17 protein-coding genes and 1 tRNA gene are annotated in these 16,143 nt (G+C 70.6%); 9 read left to right on the forward strand and 9 right to left on the reverse strand.

All coding sequences use genetic code 11. The features are described 5' to 3' along the window. Positions 1-96: 96 nt before the first annotated feature. On the reverse strand, positions 97-582 hold the full coding sequence (locus tag ACIRQ7_RS19285) for a MerR family transcriptional regulator (protein WP_404263927.1): 486 nt from the start codon (positions 580-582) through the stop codon (positions 97-99). Positions 583-818: 236 nt separating this feature from the next. Here ACIRQ7_RS19285 and ACIRQ7_RS19290 point away from each other — a divergent pair, with 236 nt between their 5' ends. From ACIRQ7_RS19290 to ACIRQ7_RS19300, 3 genes are all read left to right on the forward strand, one after another. Next, the gene (locus ACIRQ7_RS19290; RefSeq protein WP_404263766.1) at positions 819-2,381 is read left to right on the forward strand and encodes a SulP family inorganic anion transporter; all 1,563 of its coding nucleotides are present in this window, start codon (positions 819-821) and stop codon (positions 2,379-2,381) included. A 363-nt stretch (positions 2,382-2,744) separates the two neighbouring features. Further along, positions 2,745-3,155: a peptidase inhibitor family I36 protein gene (locus ACIRQ7_RS19295; RefSeq protein WP_404263767.1), complete on the forward strand. Its 411-nt coding sequence runs from the start codon at positions 2,745-2,747 to the stop codon at positions 3,153-3,155. Positions 3,156-3,397: 242 nt separating this feature from the next. After that, on the forward strand, positions 3,398-3,901 hold the full coding sequence (locus tag ACIRQ7_RS19300; protein WP_404263768.1) for a DUF3515 family protein: 504 nt from the start codon (positions 3,398-3,400) through the stop codon (positions 3,899-3,901). A gap of 146 nt (positions 3,902-4,047) precedes the next feature. On the opposite strand, the gene ACIRQ7_RS19305 is transcribed toward ACIRQ7_RS19300, so the two are convergent. Next, on the reverse strand, positions 4,048-4,395 hold the full coding sequence (locus ACIRQ7_RS19305; RefSeq protein ID WP_401464049.1) for a response regulator transcription factor: 348 nt from the start codon (positions 4,393-4,395) through the stop codon (positions 4,048-4,050). A gap of 262 nt (positions 4,396-4,657) precedes the next feature. Here ACIRQ7_RS19305 and ACIRQ7_RS19310 point away from each other — a divergent pair, with 262 nt between their 5' ends. Then, the gene (locus tag ACIRQ7_RS19310) at positions 4,658-5,347 is read left to right on the forward strand and encodes a hypothetical protein (protein ID WP_404263770.1); all 690 of its coding nucleotides are present in this window, start codon (positions 4,658-4,660) and stop codon (positions 5,345-5,347) included. A gap of 109 nt (positions 5,348-5,456) precedes the next feature. Here ACIRQ7_RS19310 and ACIRQ7_RS19315 read toward each other — a convergent pair whose 3' ends face one another. After that, positions 5,457-5,711: a hypothetical protein gene (locus ACIRQ7_RS19315; protein ID WP_404263772.1), complete on the reverse strand. Its 255-nt coding sequence runs from the start codon at positions 5,709-5,711 to the stop codon at positions 5,457-5,459. Between the two features lie 35 nt (positions 5,712-5,746). Continuing rightward, positions 5,747-6,400 (reverse strand): HNH endonuclease family protein, encoded by a 654-nt coding sequence (locus ACIRQ7_RS19320; protein WP_404263773.1) that lies wholly within the window; start codon positions 6,398-6,400, stop codon positions 5,747-5,749. Between the two features lie 322 nt (positions 6,401-6,722). Between ACIRQ7_RS19320 and ACIRQ7_RS19325 the strand changes: the two genes are divergently transcribed. Next, positions 6,723-7,682, forward strand: a complete 960-nt coding sequence (locus ACIRQ7_RS19325) for a squalene/phytoene synthase family protein (RefSeq protein ID WP_404263775.1) — start codon at positions 6,723-6,725, stop codon at positions 7,680-7,682. Between the two features lie 162 nt (positions 7,683-7,844). Beyond that, entirely contained in the window at positions 7,845-8,837 is a 993-nt protein-coding gene (locus tag ACIRQ7_RS19330; protein WP_404263776.1) for a helix-turn-helix domain-containing protein, read from the forward strand. Positions 8,838-9,121: 284 nt separating this feature from the next. On the opposite strand, the gene ACIRQ7_RS19335 is transcribed toward ACIRQ7_RS19330, so the two are convergent. The 3 genes from ACIRQ7_RS19335 to ACIRQ7_RS19345 all read right to left on the reverse strand — a co-directional run bounded on the left by ACIRQ7_RS19335 (position 9,122) and on the right by ACIRQ7_RS19345 (position 12,091). Continuing rightward, a complete protein-coding gene (locus ACIRQ7_RS19335; protein WP_404263778.1) occupies positions 9,122-9,916 on the reverse strand; it encodes an alpha/beta fold hydrolase in 795 nt (264 codons plus the stop codon). A 113-nt stretch (positions 9,917-10,029) separates the two neighbouring features. Next, entirely contained in the window at positions 10,030-10,935 is a 906-nt protein-coding gene (locus tag ACIRQ7_RS19340; RefSeq protein WP_404263779.1) for an NADP-dependent oxidoreductase, read from the reverse strand. Positions 10,936-11,020: 85 nt separating this feature from the next. Next, complete coding sequence (locus tag ACIRQ7_RS19345; protein WP_404263780.1) at positions 11,021-12,091, reverse strand: alkene reductase; 1,071 nt, start codon at positions 12,089-12,091, stop codon at positions 11,021-11,023. Positions 12,092-12,339: 248 nt separating this feature from the next. Between ACIRQ7_RS19345 and ACIRQ7_RS19350 the strand changes: the two genes are divergently transcribed. Then, on the forward strand, positions 12,340-12,882 hold the full coding sequence (locus ACIRQ7_RS19350; RefSeq protein ID WP_404263782.1) for a MarR family winged helix-turn-helix transcriptional regulator: 543 nt from the start codon (positions 12,340-12,342) through the stop codon (positions 12,880-12,882). A gap of 397 nt (positions 12,883-13,279) precedes the next feature. On the opposite strand, the gene ACIRQ7_RS19355 is transcribed toward ACIRQ7_RS19350, so the two are convergent. Continuing rightward, positions 13,280-13,353: transfer RNA gene (locus ACIRQ7_RS19355), tRNA-Gly, on the reverse strand. A 586-nt stretch (positions 13,354-13,939) separates the two neighbouring features. Here ACIRQ7_RS19355 and dcd point away from each other — a divergent pair. Both dcd and ACIRQ7_RS19365 read left to right on the forward strand, forming a co-directional pair. Further along, positions 13,940-14,515, forward strand: coding sequence for a dCTP deaminase (gene dcd / locus ACIRQ7_RS19360; protein ID WP_401464018.1), 576 nt, complete (start codon positions 13,940-13,942; stop codon positions 14,513-14,515). 107 nt (positions 14,516-14,622) lie between these two features. After that, the gene (locus ACIRQ7_RS19365) at positions 14,623-15,132 is read left to right on the forward strand and encodes a phosphoribosyltransferase (RefSeq protein ID WP_401464016.1); all 510 of its coding nucleotides are present in this window, start codon (positions 14,623-14,625) and stop codon (positions 15,130-15,132) included. A 102-nt stretch (positions 15,133-15,234) separates the two neighbouring features. On the opposite strand, the gene ACIRQ7_RS19370 is transcribed toward ACIRQ7_RS19365, so the two are convergent. Beyond that, positions 15,235-15,948, reverse strand: a complete 714-nt coding sequence (locus tag ACIRQ7_RS19370) for a hypothetical protein (RefSeq protein ID WP_404263784.1) — start codon at positions 15,946-15,948, stop codon at positions 15,235-15,237. Positions 15,949-16,143: the final 195 nt, after the last annotated feature.

The raw sequence follows: 16,143 nt of genomic DNA on the forward strand, positions 1-16,143 counted from the left end.
CGGCCGCGAGGGAGCGGGGGCCGCGTCCGGCCGCCGCGTGGAGAAGGGCGGCCGGAGACTCCCCGGGCCGCGACGCTTCGTGTGCGTACGGGCCGCCTACGGGGTCGGCAGCGGGCCCTGGTGGGCGGAGTCCCGAAGGGGGGCCCGAGGGGTGTCCCGAAGGGGGCGAGGGGGGTGCGGCGGTGCCGGGGCCCGGGTCAGGCGGTCGCGCAGCGTGGCGGCGAACTCCTCGGCCCTGGCGAGCTGTTGACGCAGATCCGCCACCCGCCGCTGCGCCGCCTCCTCGAAGCTTCGCACCCGCGCGAGGAGGTCCTCGCGTTCCTCGTCCGGCATCCGGGCGCCGGAGTCGAGGCGGTCGGTGGCGGCCAGCAGCTCGCGCATCTCGTCCAGTGCGAACCCGAGCGGCTTCATCCGGCGGACGACCATCAGGCGGGCGACATCGTCCTCGGTGTAGAGCCGGAAGCCGCCCTGGGAGCGGGCGGAGGGGATGACCAGACCGGTCTCCTCGTAGTGCCGGATGGTGCGCAGCGACAGCTCGGTGCGCGCGGCGACCTCGCCGATCTGCATGTGTCCGCCGCTCACGCGGTCCTGCTCGCCGCTCACGCGGTTCCTTCCTGTCGTGCCAGGGGCCGGGGCCCTGCTTTTGGCCCTGTCCGCCGAGGTCAGCGGCGTATGACCGCCGCAGTGCGCTCTGCTCCTGGCATCTCTACCCTAACGTCAGGGTAGAGTTGCCGAGGCCGGGACCTCGGCCTTCTTCCGATTTCCCGCGCGCCCCTCGTACGGCTCGGGCGGGCCCGAGCACGACAGGTTTCGCTTCTTTGTCCTCCTCCGCACGCTCCGCGCCGTCCGCCGCGCCGTCCCCCCTCGCGCGGCTGCGCGGCTCCCGCCCGCCGTGGCTGTCGCCGAAGGTGTTCCGTACGGAGGTCCTGGCCGGCCTGGTCGTCGGCCTGGCGCTGATTCCCGAGGCGATCTCGTTCTCGGTCATCGCCGGGGTGGATCCCAAGGTGGGGCTGTTCGCGGCCTGCACCATGGCGATGGTGATCGCCTTCGTGGGCGGACGGCCCGCGATGATCTCGGCCTCCACCGGGGCGGTGGCCCTGGTCGTGGCCCCCGTCGCCCGCGAGCACGGCCTCGGCCACCTCATCGCCACCGTCATCCTCGCGGGCGTCTTCCAGATAGCCCTGGGGGCGCTGGGGGTCGCCAAGCTGATGCGGTTCGTGCCGCGCTCGGTGATGGTGGGCTTCGTCAACGCGCTGGGCATCCTGCTGTTCGCGGCCCAGATCCCCAACCTGGTCGATGTGCCGTGGGCGGTGTACCCGCTGGTCGCCGCGGGCCTGGCCCTGATGGTGTTCTTCCCCCGGCTCACCAAGGCCGTGCCGGCTCCGCTGGTCGCGATCGTCATCCTCACCGTCGTCACCGTCGCGGTCGGCATCGCCGTCCCCACCGTCGGCGACAAGGGCAAGCTGCCCTCCTCCCTGCCGGTGCCGGGGCTGCCCGATGTCCCGTACAGCGTCCACACCCTGACCGTGATCGCCCCGTACGCGCTGGCGATGGCCCTGGTCGGGCTGATGGAGTCGTTGATGACCGCCAAGCTGGTGGACGAGATGACCGACACCCGCTCCCACAAGACCCGTGAGTCCATGGGGCAGGGCATCGCCAACATCGTCACCGGTTTCTTCGGCGGGATGGGCGGCTGCGCGATGATCGGCCAGACGATGATCAACGTCAAGAACGGGGCGCGTACCCGGCTGTCGACGTTCCTCGCCGGGTTCTTCCTGCTGCTGCTGTGCATCGGCCTGGGGCCGGTCGTCTCGGAGATCCCGATGGCGGCGCTGGTCGCGGTGATGGTCCTCGTCTCGGTCGGCACCTTCGACTGGCACTCCGTCAAACCGGCCACCCTCAAGCGGCTGCCCCTCGGCGAGACCACCGTCATGGTGATCACCGTCGCCGTCGTGGTCGCCACCGGCAACCTGTCCATCGGCGTCGTCGTCGGCACGATCACCGCCATGGTCATCTTCGCCCGCCGCGTCGCGCACCTCGCCCATGTCACGGCGGTCACCGACCCCGACGGCACCCAGGTCGTCTACTCCGTCACCGGCGCACTCTTCTTCGCCTCCGTAGGTGACCTGGTCACCCGCTTCGCTTACGCCGACGACCCGGAGAAGGTCGTCATCGACCTCTCCTCCGCCCACATCTGGGACGCCTCGTCCGTCGCCGCGCTGGACGCCGTCGAGACCAGGTACGCACAGCGCGGCAAGACCGTCGAGATCGTCGGCCTGAACGAGCCCAGCGCCCGCATCCACCGGACCCTCAGCGGCGAACTCGGTGCGGCGGCCGAGGAGTCCACACCGGCGAAGAAGGCCGGCGCCCCGCAGCTGTAGGGGATCGCCGCGCTCACGGGCTTCGGCACCGCTCTCCCCGCCCCGAGTTGGCCGGCCGAGCCGGAAACGGCCCTGCCGTCCCGGCGTAACTCGGGGCGGTGTGGCTATGATCCTGTGATATTTGTTCGGGTCGCATCGGCGGAGGTACGAGGTGCTCACTGCGCGTATACGTCCGGTCATTGGCTTCCTTTCCGTGCTTGCGTTCTTCGTCGCGGTCCTGGTCTTCAGCGAGTTGGACCTGGCGAGTGGCTATGGCATCAGGAATGAAGGGCCGGGCGCATATCCGCAGACCGTGGGCGAAATCCGCCATCAGGACCAAGGCGGCGGATCCTGAGCCGGTGTCGTACTACAAGAGGGGGAAGAGTGAAGCGTGTACTGAAGTCCGCGGTTCTGGGCGTGTCGGTGGCCGCGATGCTGGGAGCCGTGGCCGCCGGTCCGGCGCAGGCGTCCGGGCAGCAGAAGGCCCAGGTGTCCGCCAAGGGGCGCTACGACTGCGGCAACAACAAGCTCTGCACCTGGGACAGCAAGAACTACCGCCAGCGGCAGACCTGGGGGGAGACCAACCCCGTGTCGTCCCACAAGTGCGGCAAGGGATCGTGGAAGCCCAGGGCCCACTACGCCCCCCGGTCGGTGTGGAACCGTACGACGCACACCTGGTACGGGTTGGACAAGAAGGGCAAGGTGCGCCAGACGGTCCGCAAGAAGGCCATGCACGGCTCGCTCGACCCGGACATCGCCGCGTGGAAGTCGATTACCCACTGGTGCTGGAAGTAGCAGTCAGGCACCCGGAACAGCCGCCGGACCCAGCCCCCGGATATTGCCTTGCATATAGCTGCCGGATAGTGCCGGGCCCGTATGCGTAGGGGCTGTGGGTGAATGCCCTTTTGCTCCGCCCCATCGGCTTTTGGTGGGGCGGAGTTCGTTCCGGTTCCTCCGTCATCGGGCGGTGCCCGCGGCACACGGAATTGCCCGTAGCGTGTGTCGTGACCGGTCCAGGGAGGTACGGGGGTTGAGTGATGAAGAGGCCCATACGGCGCCGGAAGGTCATTTTCGGCATCACCGGCGCGGTGCTCGCCCTTTCCGCCGTCCTCGTCGTACGCGAGGTGACCTCACCGGCCTCCGGCATCGAGCCGGCCGGGCATGCCACCTCGGCCGCCTGCACCGGCCTTGAGGACGGATACCTCGGCCAGGTCGGCGGCAAGGACCTCGACCGCTCCGGCCCGCCAGGAGTGGCGACGTGGGGGGACGGCGACATCGTCTGGCGCTGCGGCCTGACGCCGATCCCGCCCACCGGCGACCCGTGCGTGAACGTCAACGGCGTGGACTGGGTCCTCCAGGAGGACAGGTCCACCGGCGGCAGGAAGACCCTCCTCACCTACGGCAGAACCCCGGCCGTCGAGGTCACCGTGCAGGACGGCGCCGCGGCGATCGACGGCGTACTCGTCGACATCAGCCGGATGGCCAAGCCTCTCCGGAAATACAGCAAGTGCATCGCCGTGAGCGACGTCCAGGCCCCTTAGCGCACTGACGGCGCTGAGGGGCACCGCCCAACGGGATGTGCCCCAAAGGGAGTTGGCCCCAAAGGGAGTTGACCCAAAGGGGAGTTGACCCAAAGGGAGCGGTGCCCTGCCCGGTGGTGGTCATCCGGCAGGCAGGGCACCCGTGATCACGCTGCGGCCGCCCCCCTGACGTCTGGCGAAGCGGAATACTGGTGACTCACACAGCGCGGATCGGCGCACAGCGTCTCGTGGGCGAGCACCGCCAGCACCGCGACCTGCAATCGCGTCTGCTGGCCCAGCTTTTCCACGATCCGTGCGATGTGCGCCTTCACGGTGCGCTCCGCGATTCCCAGTTTTCGCGCGAGTTCGCGGTTGCCGACGCCTGTGCCCACCAGGAGGAGAACCTCTCTCTCCCGGTCCGTGAGGGTCTTCAGTCTCCACAGTCCCTGTACGGGTTCAGATCCCGTACGACGGTAGGCGCAGGCGGTGTTCCCCGCGTCGGACCGTTCGGTCATGCCGGTCCTTCCTGGCCGCCGCTTTTCCCAGCAGAGCCCCGTGCCCTGGGTGCAGCGACGATCACCTCCCAACGTAACGCGCGAGTGATGCGCGCACGTCAGGATTTGCTGCAGAGCCCAGCCCGGAGGGACGCTGCCCGAAAGGGAGTTGTTCCATGGGGCAGTGACCCACAGGGTGCTGCCTGAAGGGACGATGTCGGCCAACACAGCGAGTTCATAGGGTCGTTGATGTCGCTCCGGCACCATGACCCAGGGGAACTCCATGCTCACGCGCACCACCAGCCGTCTGGCCTCCGCCGGCATCGCCACGATCGCCGGCCTCGCCGTCCTCGCCCCCGCCGCCCACGCCCTCGACTCCGCCGCCGCGGGCAAGCAGCCGGCGAAGCTCACCGTCGCGGGCTACACCAAGTACCTCAAGGCGAAGCAGACCCCCGAGGCCAGGAAGACCCTCAAGAAGTTCAACGCCCTGCCGAAGGCGAAGAAGAGCCGGTTCGTCAGGTACCTCCAGGACCGCGACGTCTACCGTGCGCTGATCGACACCACCAAGGGCCGCATCGGCGGCCCGCTGCACATCGTCGACCCGTACAACAAGGACGTCCGCTTCGTCACCGACGTCACCTCCCACGCCGCCAAGGACAAGGGACGCACCACCAGTGTCCGCTTCACGGTGACCGAGCAGATCTACCGGATCCCGGTCACCAGCGAGACGATCCGGCTCCGGTACCAGGCCAAGAAGCCCGGCAAGAAGGTCGCCGCCACCGCCAAGCTCACCAACGTCAACGCGGCCCTCTCCATCAAGCACGGCCGGGTCACCGCCAAGGGCGGCCCGGCCACCGCCCGCACCACCTGGCACGCCTCCCCGCGGGTGGCGTCCTTCGGCAAGAAGGTCGTCAAGACCCAGTCCGTCGCCTCGGCGGCCGGCACCTGGAAGGCCCAGCTCGGCAACCGCTGACCACTGCCAGGGCCCAGGTCACCGACCTGGGCCCTGGCCGTCCGTCCGGCCACTCCCTCTCCAACTGCCCGCTCCGGCACGCGAGTCGGGCAGCGGCCGAGGTCCCGGATCAGCTCCCGCCGGCCCCGGGAACGACGGCCTCGCTGCCGTACCGCACGGCCCGGACGACCGCGTCGTGCAGGGCCTTGAGGCCGCCGGGCGGGACGGCCGCGGGGCTGCCGGTGAGGGTGTACCACTCCTCGGCTCCGAGGTACTGGATCCGCACCGCTGCCCGTCCGTCCGGTTGCGGGGCGGTGACCACGGTGACGTCGCCGGTGATGACGCCCACCTCGTCGGTCATCGCGCCGCCGGGACCCGTGGCCACCGTGTCCTCCTGCCGCGCTCCGGCCTCGCCGGCCATCAGTCGCAGGTGTCGAGCATCGTGTCGAGCTGCTCCTGCTCCGGCTGGGTCACCGACAGCATGTAGAGGTACTTGACGTCCACCCAGGCGCGCGAGTACGTGCACCAGTAGGCGCGGCTCGGCGGGCTCCACTGGTCGGGGGACTGGTCGCCCTTGCTCCGGTTGGAGGCCGCGGACACGGCGATCAGCTGCGAGTTCTCCAGGTCGTTCGCGAACGCCTTGCGCCGTTCCGTCGTCCAGCCGTCCGCCCCGGACCGCCAGGCGTTGGCGAGCGGCACCATGTGGTCGATGTCCACCTGCGACGCCGAGTCCAGGGTCCTGCCGTCGTACAGGCTCAGCCAGGAACCGGAGACGGCCCGGCACTGCGCGTCCTGCGTGACGTCCGTGCCATCACGCAGGAGGACCACCTCGCGGGTGTCGCAGTTCTTGCCCTGCTGCGCCCAGTGCGGGAACTTCGCCCGCGAGTAGCCGTTCATCGAGTGCGGCGCCTCCACGGTCAGCGCCGCGAGTTCACCCCGGGCCGTGGCCGCGGGGGGCGGCTCGGGCATCTGGGCGGGCGCCGCGGCGGCCGGGGACACAGCGAGGGGGCCGAGGGCGGCGGCCAGCGCGAGAGCGACGGCGGCGAGCGGCCGGCGTGCACGGGTGATGATCATGGACCGAATTTAACGGCAGCGATCCTCCGAGGCGGGGCAGTCGCCCCGGGACCACCCGGACGCAGTAGGCAGCGCTGATGCGCCCCTTCCGGGGCGGGTTGCCGAAACGGGCCGCCCCCCGGCGCCCTCGATGCCCCTGACCGCCGCATACGTTGGGGCGTGCAGGTCCGTAAACGGGGAGAGTCGGCAGACGCGGCGCTCGCCACCGGGCCGAAAGGCGGGCGGCACGCCGCACCGGCCGCTCCGTCCCCCCGCCGCCCACCGACCACGCCCCCACCAGCCCCTAGGGCCCCCGCCGCCCCGCACACAGAAGGAACGCCGGATGAGCATGTGGACGACCAGGCTGGATGCCGCGGGCATCCACGACCCGCAGCTGCGCGACGACTTCACCCGGCAGCGTGCGCTGGTGGCCCGCTACAAACGCGCGGCCTACACCGCGGTCCTGCTGCTGTTGCCGCGGCCCCTCGCCCCGCATCTGATCGCCGCCATCGCCTTCATGCACCACACCGACAACCTCCTCGACCACGGCCCGCCGGCCGAGCGCGCCGCCGCCTATGCCGCGTGGGAGCAGGAGGCCACCCAGGCGCTGGCCACCGGCAGCAGCGACCACCCCGTGCTCCGCCCGCTCCTGCACGCCGGCAGCCGCCACCCCCGCCTCCTCGGGCATGCCGGCGACTTCCTCCGCACGGCGGTCACCGACCTCGAATTCACCGGCTTCGTCACGGAGTCGGACTACCAGCGCTACCTCGACCGGTACTCCCTGCCCGCTTTCCTGCTGGTCGCCTGCCTGCTCGTGCCCGGCGACGAACCTGACGGCTACCGCGCCGCCTGCCGCACCTACATCGACGGCAGCCAGCGCCTGGACTTCGTCAACGATCTCGCCGAGGACCTGGCCGACGGCCGACTGACCCTCCCCCAGGACGCGTTGGCCCGCCACGGCGTGACCCGTGAGGACCTCGTACGCGCCCAGGACACCCCCGCGGTCCGCGCTCTGCTGGGGGACCTCCTCCGGCAGGCCCGCGCCGACCTGACCGCCAGCCACACGGTGACCGGGTTCCTGCCGCCCGCCAACCGCCCCTTCGTCCGGGCTCTGATCGCCCTGGAAGAGGCCACCACCGACGCGGCCGAGGCCAGGGGACCGGGTCTCCTGACCGCCTCCGCACGCCCCACCGTTGCCGCGATGCTGACGATCCTCACGCGCGAGTACCGCCACCTGCGCCGCCTGCGCCGCTCCGGCGCCGACGGCCGGGAGAGCGCGGAAGGCCGCCCGTACAGCCCCTGATCCACGGCGCGTTGGCCGCGCGGCGGGCACGGACCCGCGGCCGGCGGAACGGGGGGACGCCCGGTGTATCGCCGCTCACAGCGCCTTTGCCGTATCCGCCTATTCTTTTCTGCTGGATCCCGCTGGATCCAGCGCGACCGATGGCCGGGGAGAGAAGGGCGTGTGCTGAACGAGACGGTGGTCCGGAGCGACGATGTGCCGGTGGGGGACCGGTTGGCCTACTGGGCCGAGTGCGTGGGCCAGACGCACGCACCGGTGCGGATGCGAAGCGACCACGCCGATGACTTCCGCGCCCAGCAGCGTGTGATGGATCTGGGGGCCGTCTCCCTGTGGCCGGCGACCTTCCAGCAACTGGTCATCCAGCGCACACCGAAGCTGATCCGGCAGTCCGACCCGGAGCTGTTCCACGTCTCGCTGGTCGTCGAGGGAACGGGCGTGGGCACCTGGGACGACCATGAGACCCTCTACCGGCCCAAGGACCTGCACTTCAACGACTCCTCGATGCCCTGGGAGATCCGCACCGGCAAGGAGCCCGCCACCACGGTGGGCCTGGAGCTCCCCAAGGCGGTCCTGCCGCTGCCGCGGAAGATGGCCGCCCACATGCTGCCACGACGGGTACCCGCCCAGACGGGCATCGCTGCGCTGCTGTCCCAGTTCTGCCTCCAGGTGAGCAAGGACTCCGCCTCGTACCAGCCCGAAGACGGCCCGAGGCTCGGCCGGGTCGCCGCCGAGCTGGTCGCCGCACTGTTCGCGCACGCCGTCGAGGACGAATCCCTCCTCCCGCCCGACGCCCGCAAGCGCACCCTGGTGCTGCGCATCAAGCGCTACATCCAGCAGCACCTGCACGATCCGCAGCTCACCCCCACCACCATCGCGGCCGCACACCACCTGTCCACCAGCTATCTGCACCGCCTCTTCCAGGACGAGGACGCCACCGTCGCGGCCTGGATCCGCCGGCGCCGGCTGGAGGGCGCGCGTCGTGAACTCGGCGACCCGGCACTGCGGTCCGTGCCGATTCATCGCATCGCCGCCCGGTGGGGCTTCCCCCGCGCCGTCGACTTCAGCAGAGCCTTCCGGACCGCTCACGGTCTGGCCCCCAGTGACTACCGGCACCAGGAAGGCACCGCGTCGCCGAGTCGACGGATCGCTAACTGAAGTGTGGACGGAGTGCTATCGCCAACCTCCCGCCCCGGAACCACACTGGCTGTGCGCGCGAACATGCGTGCCCCGGACCGGCGTCCGGGGGCGATGAGCAAGCGCCCTCTCACGGTGTGCGGCCCTGCGCGGGGGTCAGGGTCGCACGCTGCCAAGAGCCCGCCGGGTCCGCCCGCCCCGGCGGTGCCGAGCACGCCACCCACGCCTCCAGTCCAGACGGGGGCCGGGCGCCAAGCGCGAGGCCGGCACGCCGCTGCCGGGCCGGGCCCACGGATCGGTGTACGTCAGTCGCGGTGCCGGTCGAGGAAGTCGGTGATGAGCTGCTGCCATTCCTCGGGGCGTTCGACCATGGGCAGGTGGCCGGTGGGGATCTCCACGAGTTGTGCGCCGGGGATGGTGTCGGCGAGCTGGTGGTGCAGGCGGGTGGAGGTGAAGCGGTCCTGGGTGGTGGAGATGACCAGGGTGGGTGCCTGGATGCCCGGGAGGTCGTCGCGGACGTCGGCCCGGGGGGCCAGCTCGGCCTGCTCGGGGGTGCCGTCGGCGACGCTTGCGGCGGTGAACCCGACGGCCTGCCGGAGCTGCTCGTCCGGCATCGCCTCCAGTGCGTCGGCGCCGAGGGCCATCATCGTGAGGTACTCGGCCAGCAGTTCGCGGTTGCCCGACTCGGCCAGCTTGCGCCAGACGGGCAGGGCGAGCGCGAGCCGGTTGTCCCGGTGGGCGAAGGTCGCGGTCAGGACGAGGGCGCTGACGCGCTCGGGGTGGCGGGCGGCCGCGCGGAGGGCGACCGGGCCGCCGAGCGAGTAGCCGGACACCGCGAAGGTGTCCAGGCCCTCCGCGACGGCCGCGGCGACGAGTTGGTCGGCCAGGTCGTCCAGCGACAGCGGTGCGGCGGAGCGGGGAGTGTCGCCGCTGCCGGGGTAGTCGACACCGACCACGGTGTGGCGGGCGGCCAGGCCGTCCAGGATCGGGCCGTAGGTGCCGGCCACGCTACTGCCGGCGCCGTGGGCGAGCGCGAGGCCGGGGCCGGAACCCAGGACGGTGCGGGCGAAGGTGGCTTCGGGCAGGGGACGTGCGGACATGAGGATTCCCTTCTTCGGGGAGCTTCGGGGAGCTTCGAGGAACTTCGGGGAGGTTCCGGGAGCTTCGGGGCGCGGGCCGCAGCCGCCCCGGGGCGAGGCGGCGGAACGGAGGTTCAGGGAAGGAGCACGACCTTGCCCCTGTTGCGGCGGGCCTCGATGTCCCGGTGGGCGGCGGGCGCCTGGTCGAGCGGGTACGTACGCCACACAGGGACGTCGAGTTCGCCGGCCGCGGCCTGCCGCACCAGCTGCGGCAGGGAGTCTTCGGCGTGGTCGGTGCTGCCGGCGCTGAAGCGGACACCGTGCTCGGCGGCGGACATGTCGGCGATGGTGATCACGCGTGCGCTGTCGCCGGTCAGGGCGACGGAGTCGGCGAGGACCCCGGCGCCGGAGGCATCGAAGACGAAGTCGACCCCCTCGCCGGCCGCGGCCCCCACCCGCTCCGCCCAGCCGTCGCCGTACCGGACCGCGGTGGCGCCCAGCGCGGTGAGGCGCTCGACGCCGTGCTCGCCGACGGTCCCGACGACGGTGATGCCGCGGGCGACGGCCAGTTGCACCGCGAGGGTGCCCACACTGCCCGCGGCGCCGTGAACGAGCAGGGTCTGCCCGGCCTGTGCACCGAGCTGCCGCAGGACCCGGGACGCGGTCCCGCCGACCGTGACCAGCGAGGCGGCGACCTCCCACGACAGGGCCCGGTGCTTGACCACCGGCCGCTCCAGCAGGGCGTACTCGGCGTAGCTGCCGCCGACGGTGGCACCGAGGACCTCGTCCCCCACGGCCGCGCCGGCTCCCTCGCCGACGGCATCGACGACACCGGCCGCGTCCAGACCGGGGACCACGGGGAAGTGCGCCGGGGCGACCTTCGTCATCAGACCGGACCGGATCTTGAGGTCGAGGGGGTTCACGGAGGCGGCACGCACTCGGATCCGGACCTGGCCCGGCGCGGGCTCCGGCGGCGTGACCTCCGACGGCCGCAGCACCTCGGGCGCGCCGTACTCGGAGAAGGTGATTGCTGTGGACATCGGAAACTCCCAGGTAGGGGCGAGGGAGAGGCAACTGCACGCGCGCTGACTCACGTTGCGGCTGCCTCGGCGCGGTCGCCGCCGCTCAGGCGGTGAGGGTGGGGTAGTCGGTGTAGCCGCGGTGGTCGCCGCCGTAGAAGGAGGACTTGTCGGCGTCGTTGAACGGGCCGCCGGAGGCGAGGCGCCGGGGCAGGTCGGGGTTGGCCAGGAACAGCGCTCCGTAGGCCACCAGGTCCGCGCTCCCGTCCTCGATCAGACGCAGGGCGTCGGGGCCGGTGGCGTCGGGGTAGGTGAAGGGGTTGAGGACGAACGTGCCGGGCCAGCTCTTGCGCAGCCGCGGGGTCAGGTCGCGGTTCGGCCCTTCCATCAGGTGCAGGTAGGCCAGGTCCAGGCCGGCGAGCCGGTCCAGCAGGGCGAGGTAGACCTCGTCCGGGGTGTCCTCGGAGATGTCGTTGAACGGGTTTCCGGGCGAGATCCGCAGGCCCACCCGGTCGCTGCCGATCGCCTCGGCCACGGCGGTGACGACCTCGACGGCGAAGCGGATCCGGCCCTCGGTGGTGCCGCCCCACCCGTCGGTGCGGCGGTTGGTGTGGGGCGCGAGGAACTGGTGGATCAGGTAGCCGTTGGCGCCGTGCAGCTCCACGCCGTCGAACCCGGCCTCGACCGCGTTGCGTGCGGCGTCGGCGAACTCGGTGATGGTCTGGCGGATCTCCGGCTCGCTCAGCTCCTTCGGCGTCACGAACTCCTTCGGCCCCTCGTGGGTGAAGACCCGCCCCTCGGCGGCCACCGCCGACGGCCCCACCGGCACCAGCCCGTCGGGCAGCAGGCTCGGGTGCCCGATCCGGCCGGTGTGCATCAGCTGCGCGAAGATCGCACCGCCCTCGCGGTGCACGGCGTCGGTCACCGTCCGCCATGCCCGCACCTGCCCGGGTGTGTGCAGGCCGGGGGTGTCGGGGTAGCCCTGGCCGACCGGCGAGGGCTGGATGCCCTCCGTGACGATCAGCCCGGCGGTGGCGCGCTGCGCGTAGTACGTCGCCATCAGCTCGGTCGGCTCGGCGCCGGGACCGTAGGCGCGGCTGCGGGTCATCGGCGCCATCACGAGGCGGTTGGCCAGGCGCTTGCCGCCCAGCGCGATCGGGTCGAAAGCAGTGGTCATGGGTCTCTTCCTCCGGATGAGTGGTGCTCCCGCGGCCGGTCGCTCACGAGCCCGCACCGCAGATGCCTGCCTGAACAAGTAAATCATCTGTCCGAACAGGTAACTGCCCCGAATCTCTTCCCGCTCTCCCGTGTGAACCAAGTAACATGATGCGCACTCCCACATATCCCCTGGTGGGAGCGTGGATTCCCTCCCGCGTCGCCTCAGAAGGTAGACTTATGCTGCCTAAGCAGGAAAGTGAGGTTTCGATGACACAGTCCACACCGGAAGCCGGGAAGGGCCCCGCGGAGACGGGGCAAGAGGTCACCGTTCCGGTACCGGCCGCGGCCGGCGGCGGGCCCGTCAGCCACGCGATCTTCCGCCTGGCCCGCCTGCACCGCATGTTCGCCGGACAACTACTGCGCCGGATCGGCCTGCATCCGGGCCAGGAACTGGTGATGATGCACCTCTGGGAGCTCGGCCCCCAGAGGCAGGCCGACCTGGTGCGGCTGATGGACTCCGACGCCGCCACCATGACCCGCACCGTCCGGCGCCTGGAGCAGGCCGGCTTCGTCCGCCGCCGCCCCTCGCCCACCGACAAGCGCGCCTCACTCATCGAACCCACGGCGGCCAGCCATGCCCTGCGCCGCGAGGTCGAGCAGGTCTGGAGCCAACTGGAGGACCTCTCCACGGCGGGCCTCTCCGCCGACGAGCGAGCCGCCGCCCTGCACACCCTCGAACGTCTGGAACAGAACCTCGTCCAGGCCGCCGCCGATGGAGCCGATGCCGGCGGAGCTGGCGGGGGGAATTAGCCCACCTCGCCGAGTGGCCGCAATGGCGGCAATGGCCGCAAAGGAGACGCACGCAAGGGGGATTGGCCATCCATCAGAGGCTGTCCGCAGTGTTGCCGACGCCCTGGACTCTCTCCGCCCAGCAGTTCCCGGATGGCTGTACGCCGCCTGGCCCGCCCGTCAACGTCCCCGCGCCCGAGCCGATTTGTTCCACCCGCAGCCCGGCGAGTACTGGTCGCCCGACAGCGCCCGACTGAGGGGCCCCATGGCGCGCCGTCTCTGAGGGGGCGCGGTATGCCCCGCCCCGCCGTCCTCACGAGAAGAAGCAGGCACGCGGCGCCGCTCCCGAAGTCGGCCCGGAAACGAACAAGGCCCAGGTCTCCGACCTGGGCCTCAACTGTCTCTGCTGCTCCAACTATGGAGCGGGTGACGGGAATCGAACCCGCGCTCTGAGCTTGGGAAGCTCATGTTCTACCATTAAACTACACCCGCGCGAAGCCGCCCCCGAGGGAGGCGGAGCGTCGTCGCACACTCTACCCCATGGCCTCCTTACGGTGCATTTGGCGTGCTCGGGGGTGGTGGGCCGAGGGGGTCGGCCGGTGCTGGAGGGCGGGGTTCGCGGAGTGGGATGCGGGTGTGGGGTACGGGAGTTGACGCGTACGGTGGGGCGTCGGAGTGCCGCTTGTGATGGCGCCCAGTTCATCCCCTAATGTGGCAATTGTTGTCCACGTATTTGGGAGAGGGACTTGATGGAGCGCACCGTCGTACGTTGTGCCGAAGGGCACGTGTTCAGCACCGCTTCGTTCCCGATGCAGACCACTGACCGGCTCGGTCCCGGGCGGCTGCTGCGCTGCCCGCGCTGTGCCCGGCTGAGGCATTCGGTGCCGGTGGAGCACGCGAAGCGGTAGCAGAGGTTGCAGTAGGGGGAGAGCAGAAGCAGTAGGAGGGGTAAGGCGGCGGGAGCAGGAGAAGGTTTGGGCGCGGGCCCGGTCCCTTGGTGGGGCCGGGCCTTCGTCGTGCTCGCCCCGGGGGTCGGCGGGGTGCGTCGGGGCGGGTGCGGGCGCGTATCCTCGTCTGCGTGCTTCTCTCAGACAAGGACATCCGGGCCGAGATCGACGCAGGTCGGGTACGTATCGACCCCTACGACGAGTCGATGGTGCAGCCGTCGAGCATTGACGTGCGGCTCGATCGGTTCTTCCGGGTGTTCGAGAACCACCGCTACCCGCACATCGACCCCGCCGTCGAACAGGCCGACCTGACGCGCGAGGTCGTTCCGGAGGGCGATGAGGCGTTCATCCTGCACCCCGGTGAGTTCGTGCTCGCCTCGACGTATGAGGTCATCACGCTGCCTGATGATCTTGCGTCGCGGCTCGAGGGGAAGAGCTCGCTCGGGCGGCTGGGGCTGCTGACGCATTCGACCGCCGGCTTCATCGACCCGGGCTTCAGCGGGCATGTGACCCTCGAACTCAGCAATGTCGCGACGCTGCCGATCAAGCTGTGGCCGGGCATGAAGATCGGCCAGCTGTGCATGTTCCGGCTGACCTCGCCCACCGAGCACCCGTACGGCTCCGAGCGGTACGGCTCCCGCTATCAGGGGCAGCGCGGCCCGACGGCTTCGCGGTCCTTCAAGAACTTTCACCGCACGCAGGTCTGACGACCGCCGTCGCGGGTGCGACGGAGCGGGTGCGGCACAGGTGTGGGGAAGCGCCGGTTGGTGGCGTGTGGACGAAGTTGTGGAACGAAAAGGTCTGAGAGAGATACGTGAGTGACGTGCGGGAGAACCTGACGTACGAGCGCTTCGGCGGCGCGGTCCGCGAGCTGGCGCAGACGATCGTGGACGACGGCTACGAGCCCGATGTCGTGCTGTCGATCGCCCGGGGCGGTGTCTTTGTCGCGGGTGGTCTGGCGTACGCGCTGGACTGCAAGAACATCCACCTGGTGAATGTGGAGTTCTACACCGGCGTCGGGACGACGCTGGAGATGCCGGTGATGCTGGCGCCGGTGCCGAACGCGATCGACTTCTCACAGAAGAAGGTGCTCATCGCCGATGACGTCGCCGACACCGGCAAGACGCTGAAGCTGGTGCACGACTTCTGCCAGGGAACGGTGGCGGAGGTGCGCAGCGCCGTCATATATGAGAAGTCCCATTCGCTGGTGAAGTGCGAGTACGTGTGGAAGCGCACGGACGAGTGGATCAACTTCCCGTGGAGCGTCCTGCCTCCCGTGAGCAAGTCGGGCGAGGCGCCGAAGGAGAATCTGGAAGCGCTCTGACCTGTGACAGAAGCGCTCTGACCTGCGACAGGGGCCCTCGATGGATCGAGGGCCCCTTCGTCGTCCGGGCGACGCCGGCGCGTTCCTTCGTCGCGCGTGCCCTTACTTGTGGGAGCTGATCACGCCGCCGGCGCTGAGCACGATGTACACGCCGTTGGCGTCGACCCCGACGTCGTGCCCCTTCGTCTCCAGGGTGGCGGCCGCGCCTTCGAAGCCGCTGATCTCCGCGCGGTACCGCAGCTCGCCGACCTTCGTGACCTTGGCCTTCCAGCCGCCCGCGAGCGTGAAGGTGCCCGGTCCCTGGTGCTCGCCGCCCATCCAGGAGTGGATCTCGCCGCCCATCGTGAGCACGACGTACATGCCGTTGGCGTCGAGCCCGGCGTCGGCGTCCTGCCCGGTCGTCTCCATCGTGGCCACGACCGCACCGTCGCTGATGATCTTGGCGCGGTAGCGCTGGGAGCCGAGGTCGTAGATCTCGGCCTTGCTGCCGTCCACCAGGGTCTCGGTGCGGGCCGGGGCTGCCGACTTGCCGCCGCTCGTGGCCTGCGTGCCGCCCGACTGCTTGCCCGCGGCGTCCGGCTTGGCGCCGCCCTTGGCATCGGGGCTCGCCTTCTCGTCGGAGTTCTGCACTCCGGACCAGCCCGAGGCGGTGGACTTGGCGTCGGCCGAGCTCGTGCTCGACTGGCCCGACTTCGCGTCGGCGGCGTCCGAGCCGGAGCAGGCGGTCAGGGTGAGGGCGGCGGCCGCGGTCAGGGCCGCGGCGGCGATGCGCAGGGTGCGGCGACGGGCGGTGCGGGCGGTGGCGTTGGAGCGCATTTGGGGGTCCCCCGGAGGCGGTCGGTGTCGTGTTTTCCTCGGTACGTCACCCACTCTGACCGGGGCCACTAGCGAGAGGCTGCCGCTCCACTAACGACCGGCTAACACGGGTGTGAAGGGGGAGGGGCCGCGCCTCTGAAGGGAGAGCAGAAAGGCCGTGCCGGAGGTGGCAACGCCCGGCCGTGACAAGAGAGT

The sequence above is a fragment of the Streptomyces sp. NPDC101393 genome, assembly GCF_044767385.1.
Taxonomy (GTDB): Bacteria; Actinomycetota; Actinomycetes; order Streptomycetales; family Streptomycetaceae; genus Streptomyces.

What these genes read in the sequence shown, in the direction of transcription:
- ACIRQ7_RS19300 (WP_404263768.1), top strand. Translation starts at nt 3,398, where the DNA reads ATGAAGAGGCCCATACGGCGCCGGAAGGTCATTTTCGGCATCACCGGC.
- ACIRQ7_RS19305 (WP_401464049.1), bottom strand. Translation starts at nt 4,395, where the DNA reads ATGACCGAACGGTCCGACGCGGGGAACACCGCCTGCGCCTACCGTCGT.
- ACIRQ7_RS19310 (WP_404263770.1), top strand. Translation starts at nt 4,658, where the DNA reads ATGCTCACGCGCACCACCAGCCGTCTGGCCTCCGCCGGCATCGCCACG.
- ACIRQ7_RS19320 (WP_404263773.1), bottom strand. Translation starts at nt 6,400, where the DNA reads ATGATCATCACCCGTGCACGCCGGCCGCTCGCCGCCGTCGCTCTCGCG.
- ACIRQ7_RS19325 (WP_404263775.1), top strand. Translation starts at nt 6,723, where the DNA reads ATGAGCATGTGGACGACCAGGCTGGATGCCGCGGGCATCCACGACCCG.
- ACIRQ7_RS19335 (WP_404263778.1), bottom strand. Translation starts at nt 9,916, where the DNA reads ATGTCCGCACGTCCCCTGCCCGAAGCCACCTTCGCCCGCACCGTCCTG.
- ACIRQ7_RS19340 (WP_404263779.1), bottom strand. Translation starts at nt 10,935, where the DNA reads ATGTCCACAGCAATCACCTTCTCCGAGTACGGCGCGCCCGAGGTGCTG.
- ACIRQ7_RS19345 (WP_404263780.1), bottom strand. Translation starts at nt 12,091, where the DNA reads ATGACCACTGCTTTCGACCCGATCGCGCTGGGCGGCAAGCGCCTGGCC.
- ACIRQ7_RS19350 (WP_404263782.1), top strand. Translation starts at nt 12,340, where the DNA reads ATGACACAGTCCACACCGGAAGCCGGGAAGGGCCCCGCGGAGACGGGG.
- ACIRQ7_RS19370 (WP_404263784.1), bottom strand. Translation starts at nt 15,948, where the DNA reads ATGCGCTCCAACGCCACCGCCCGCACCGCCCGTCGCCGCACCCTGCGC.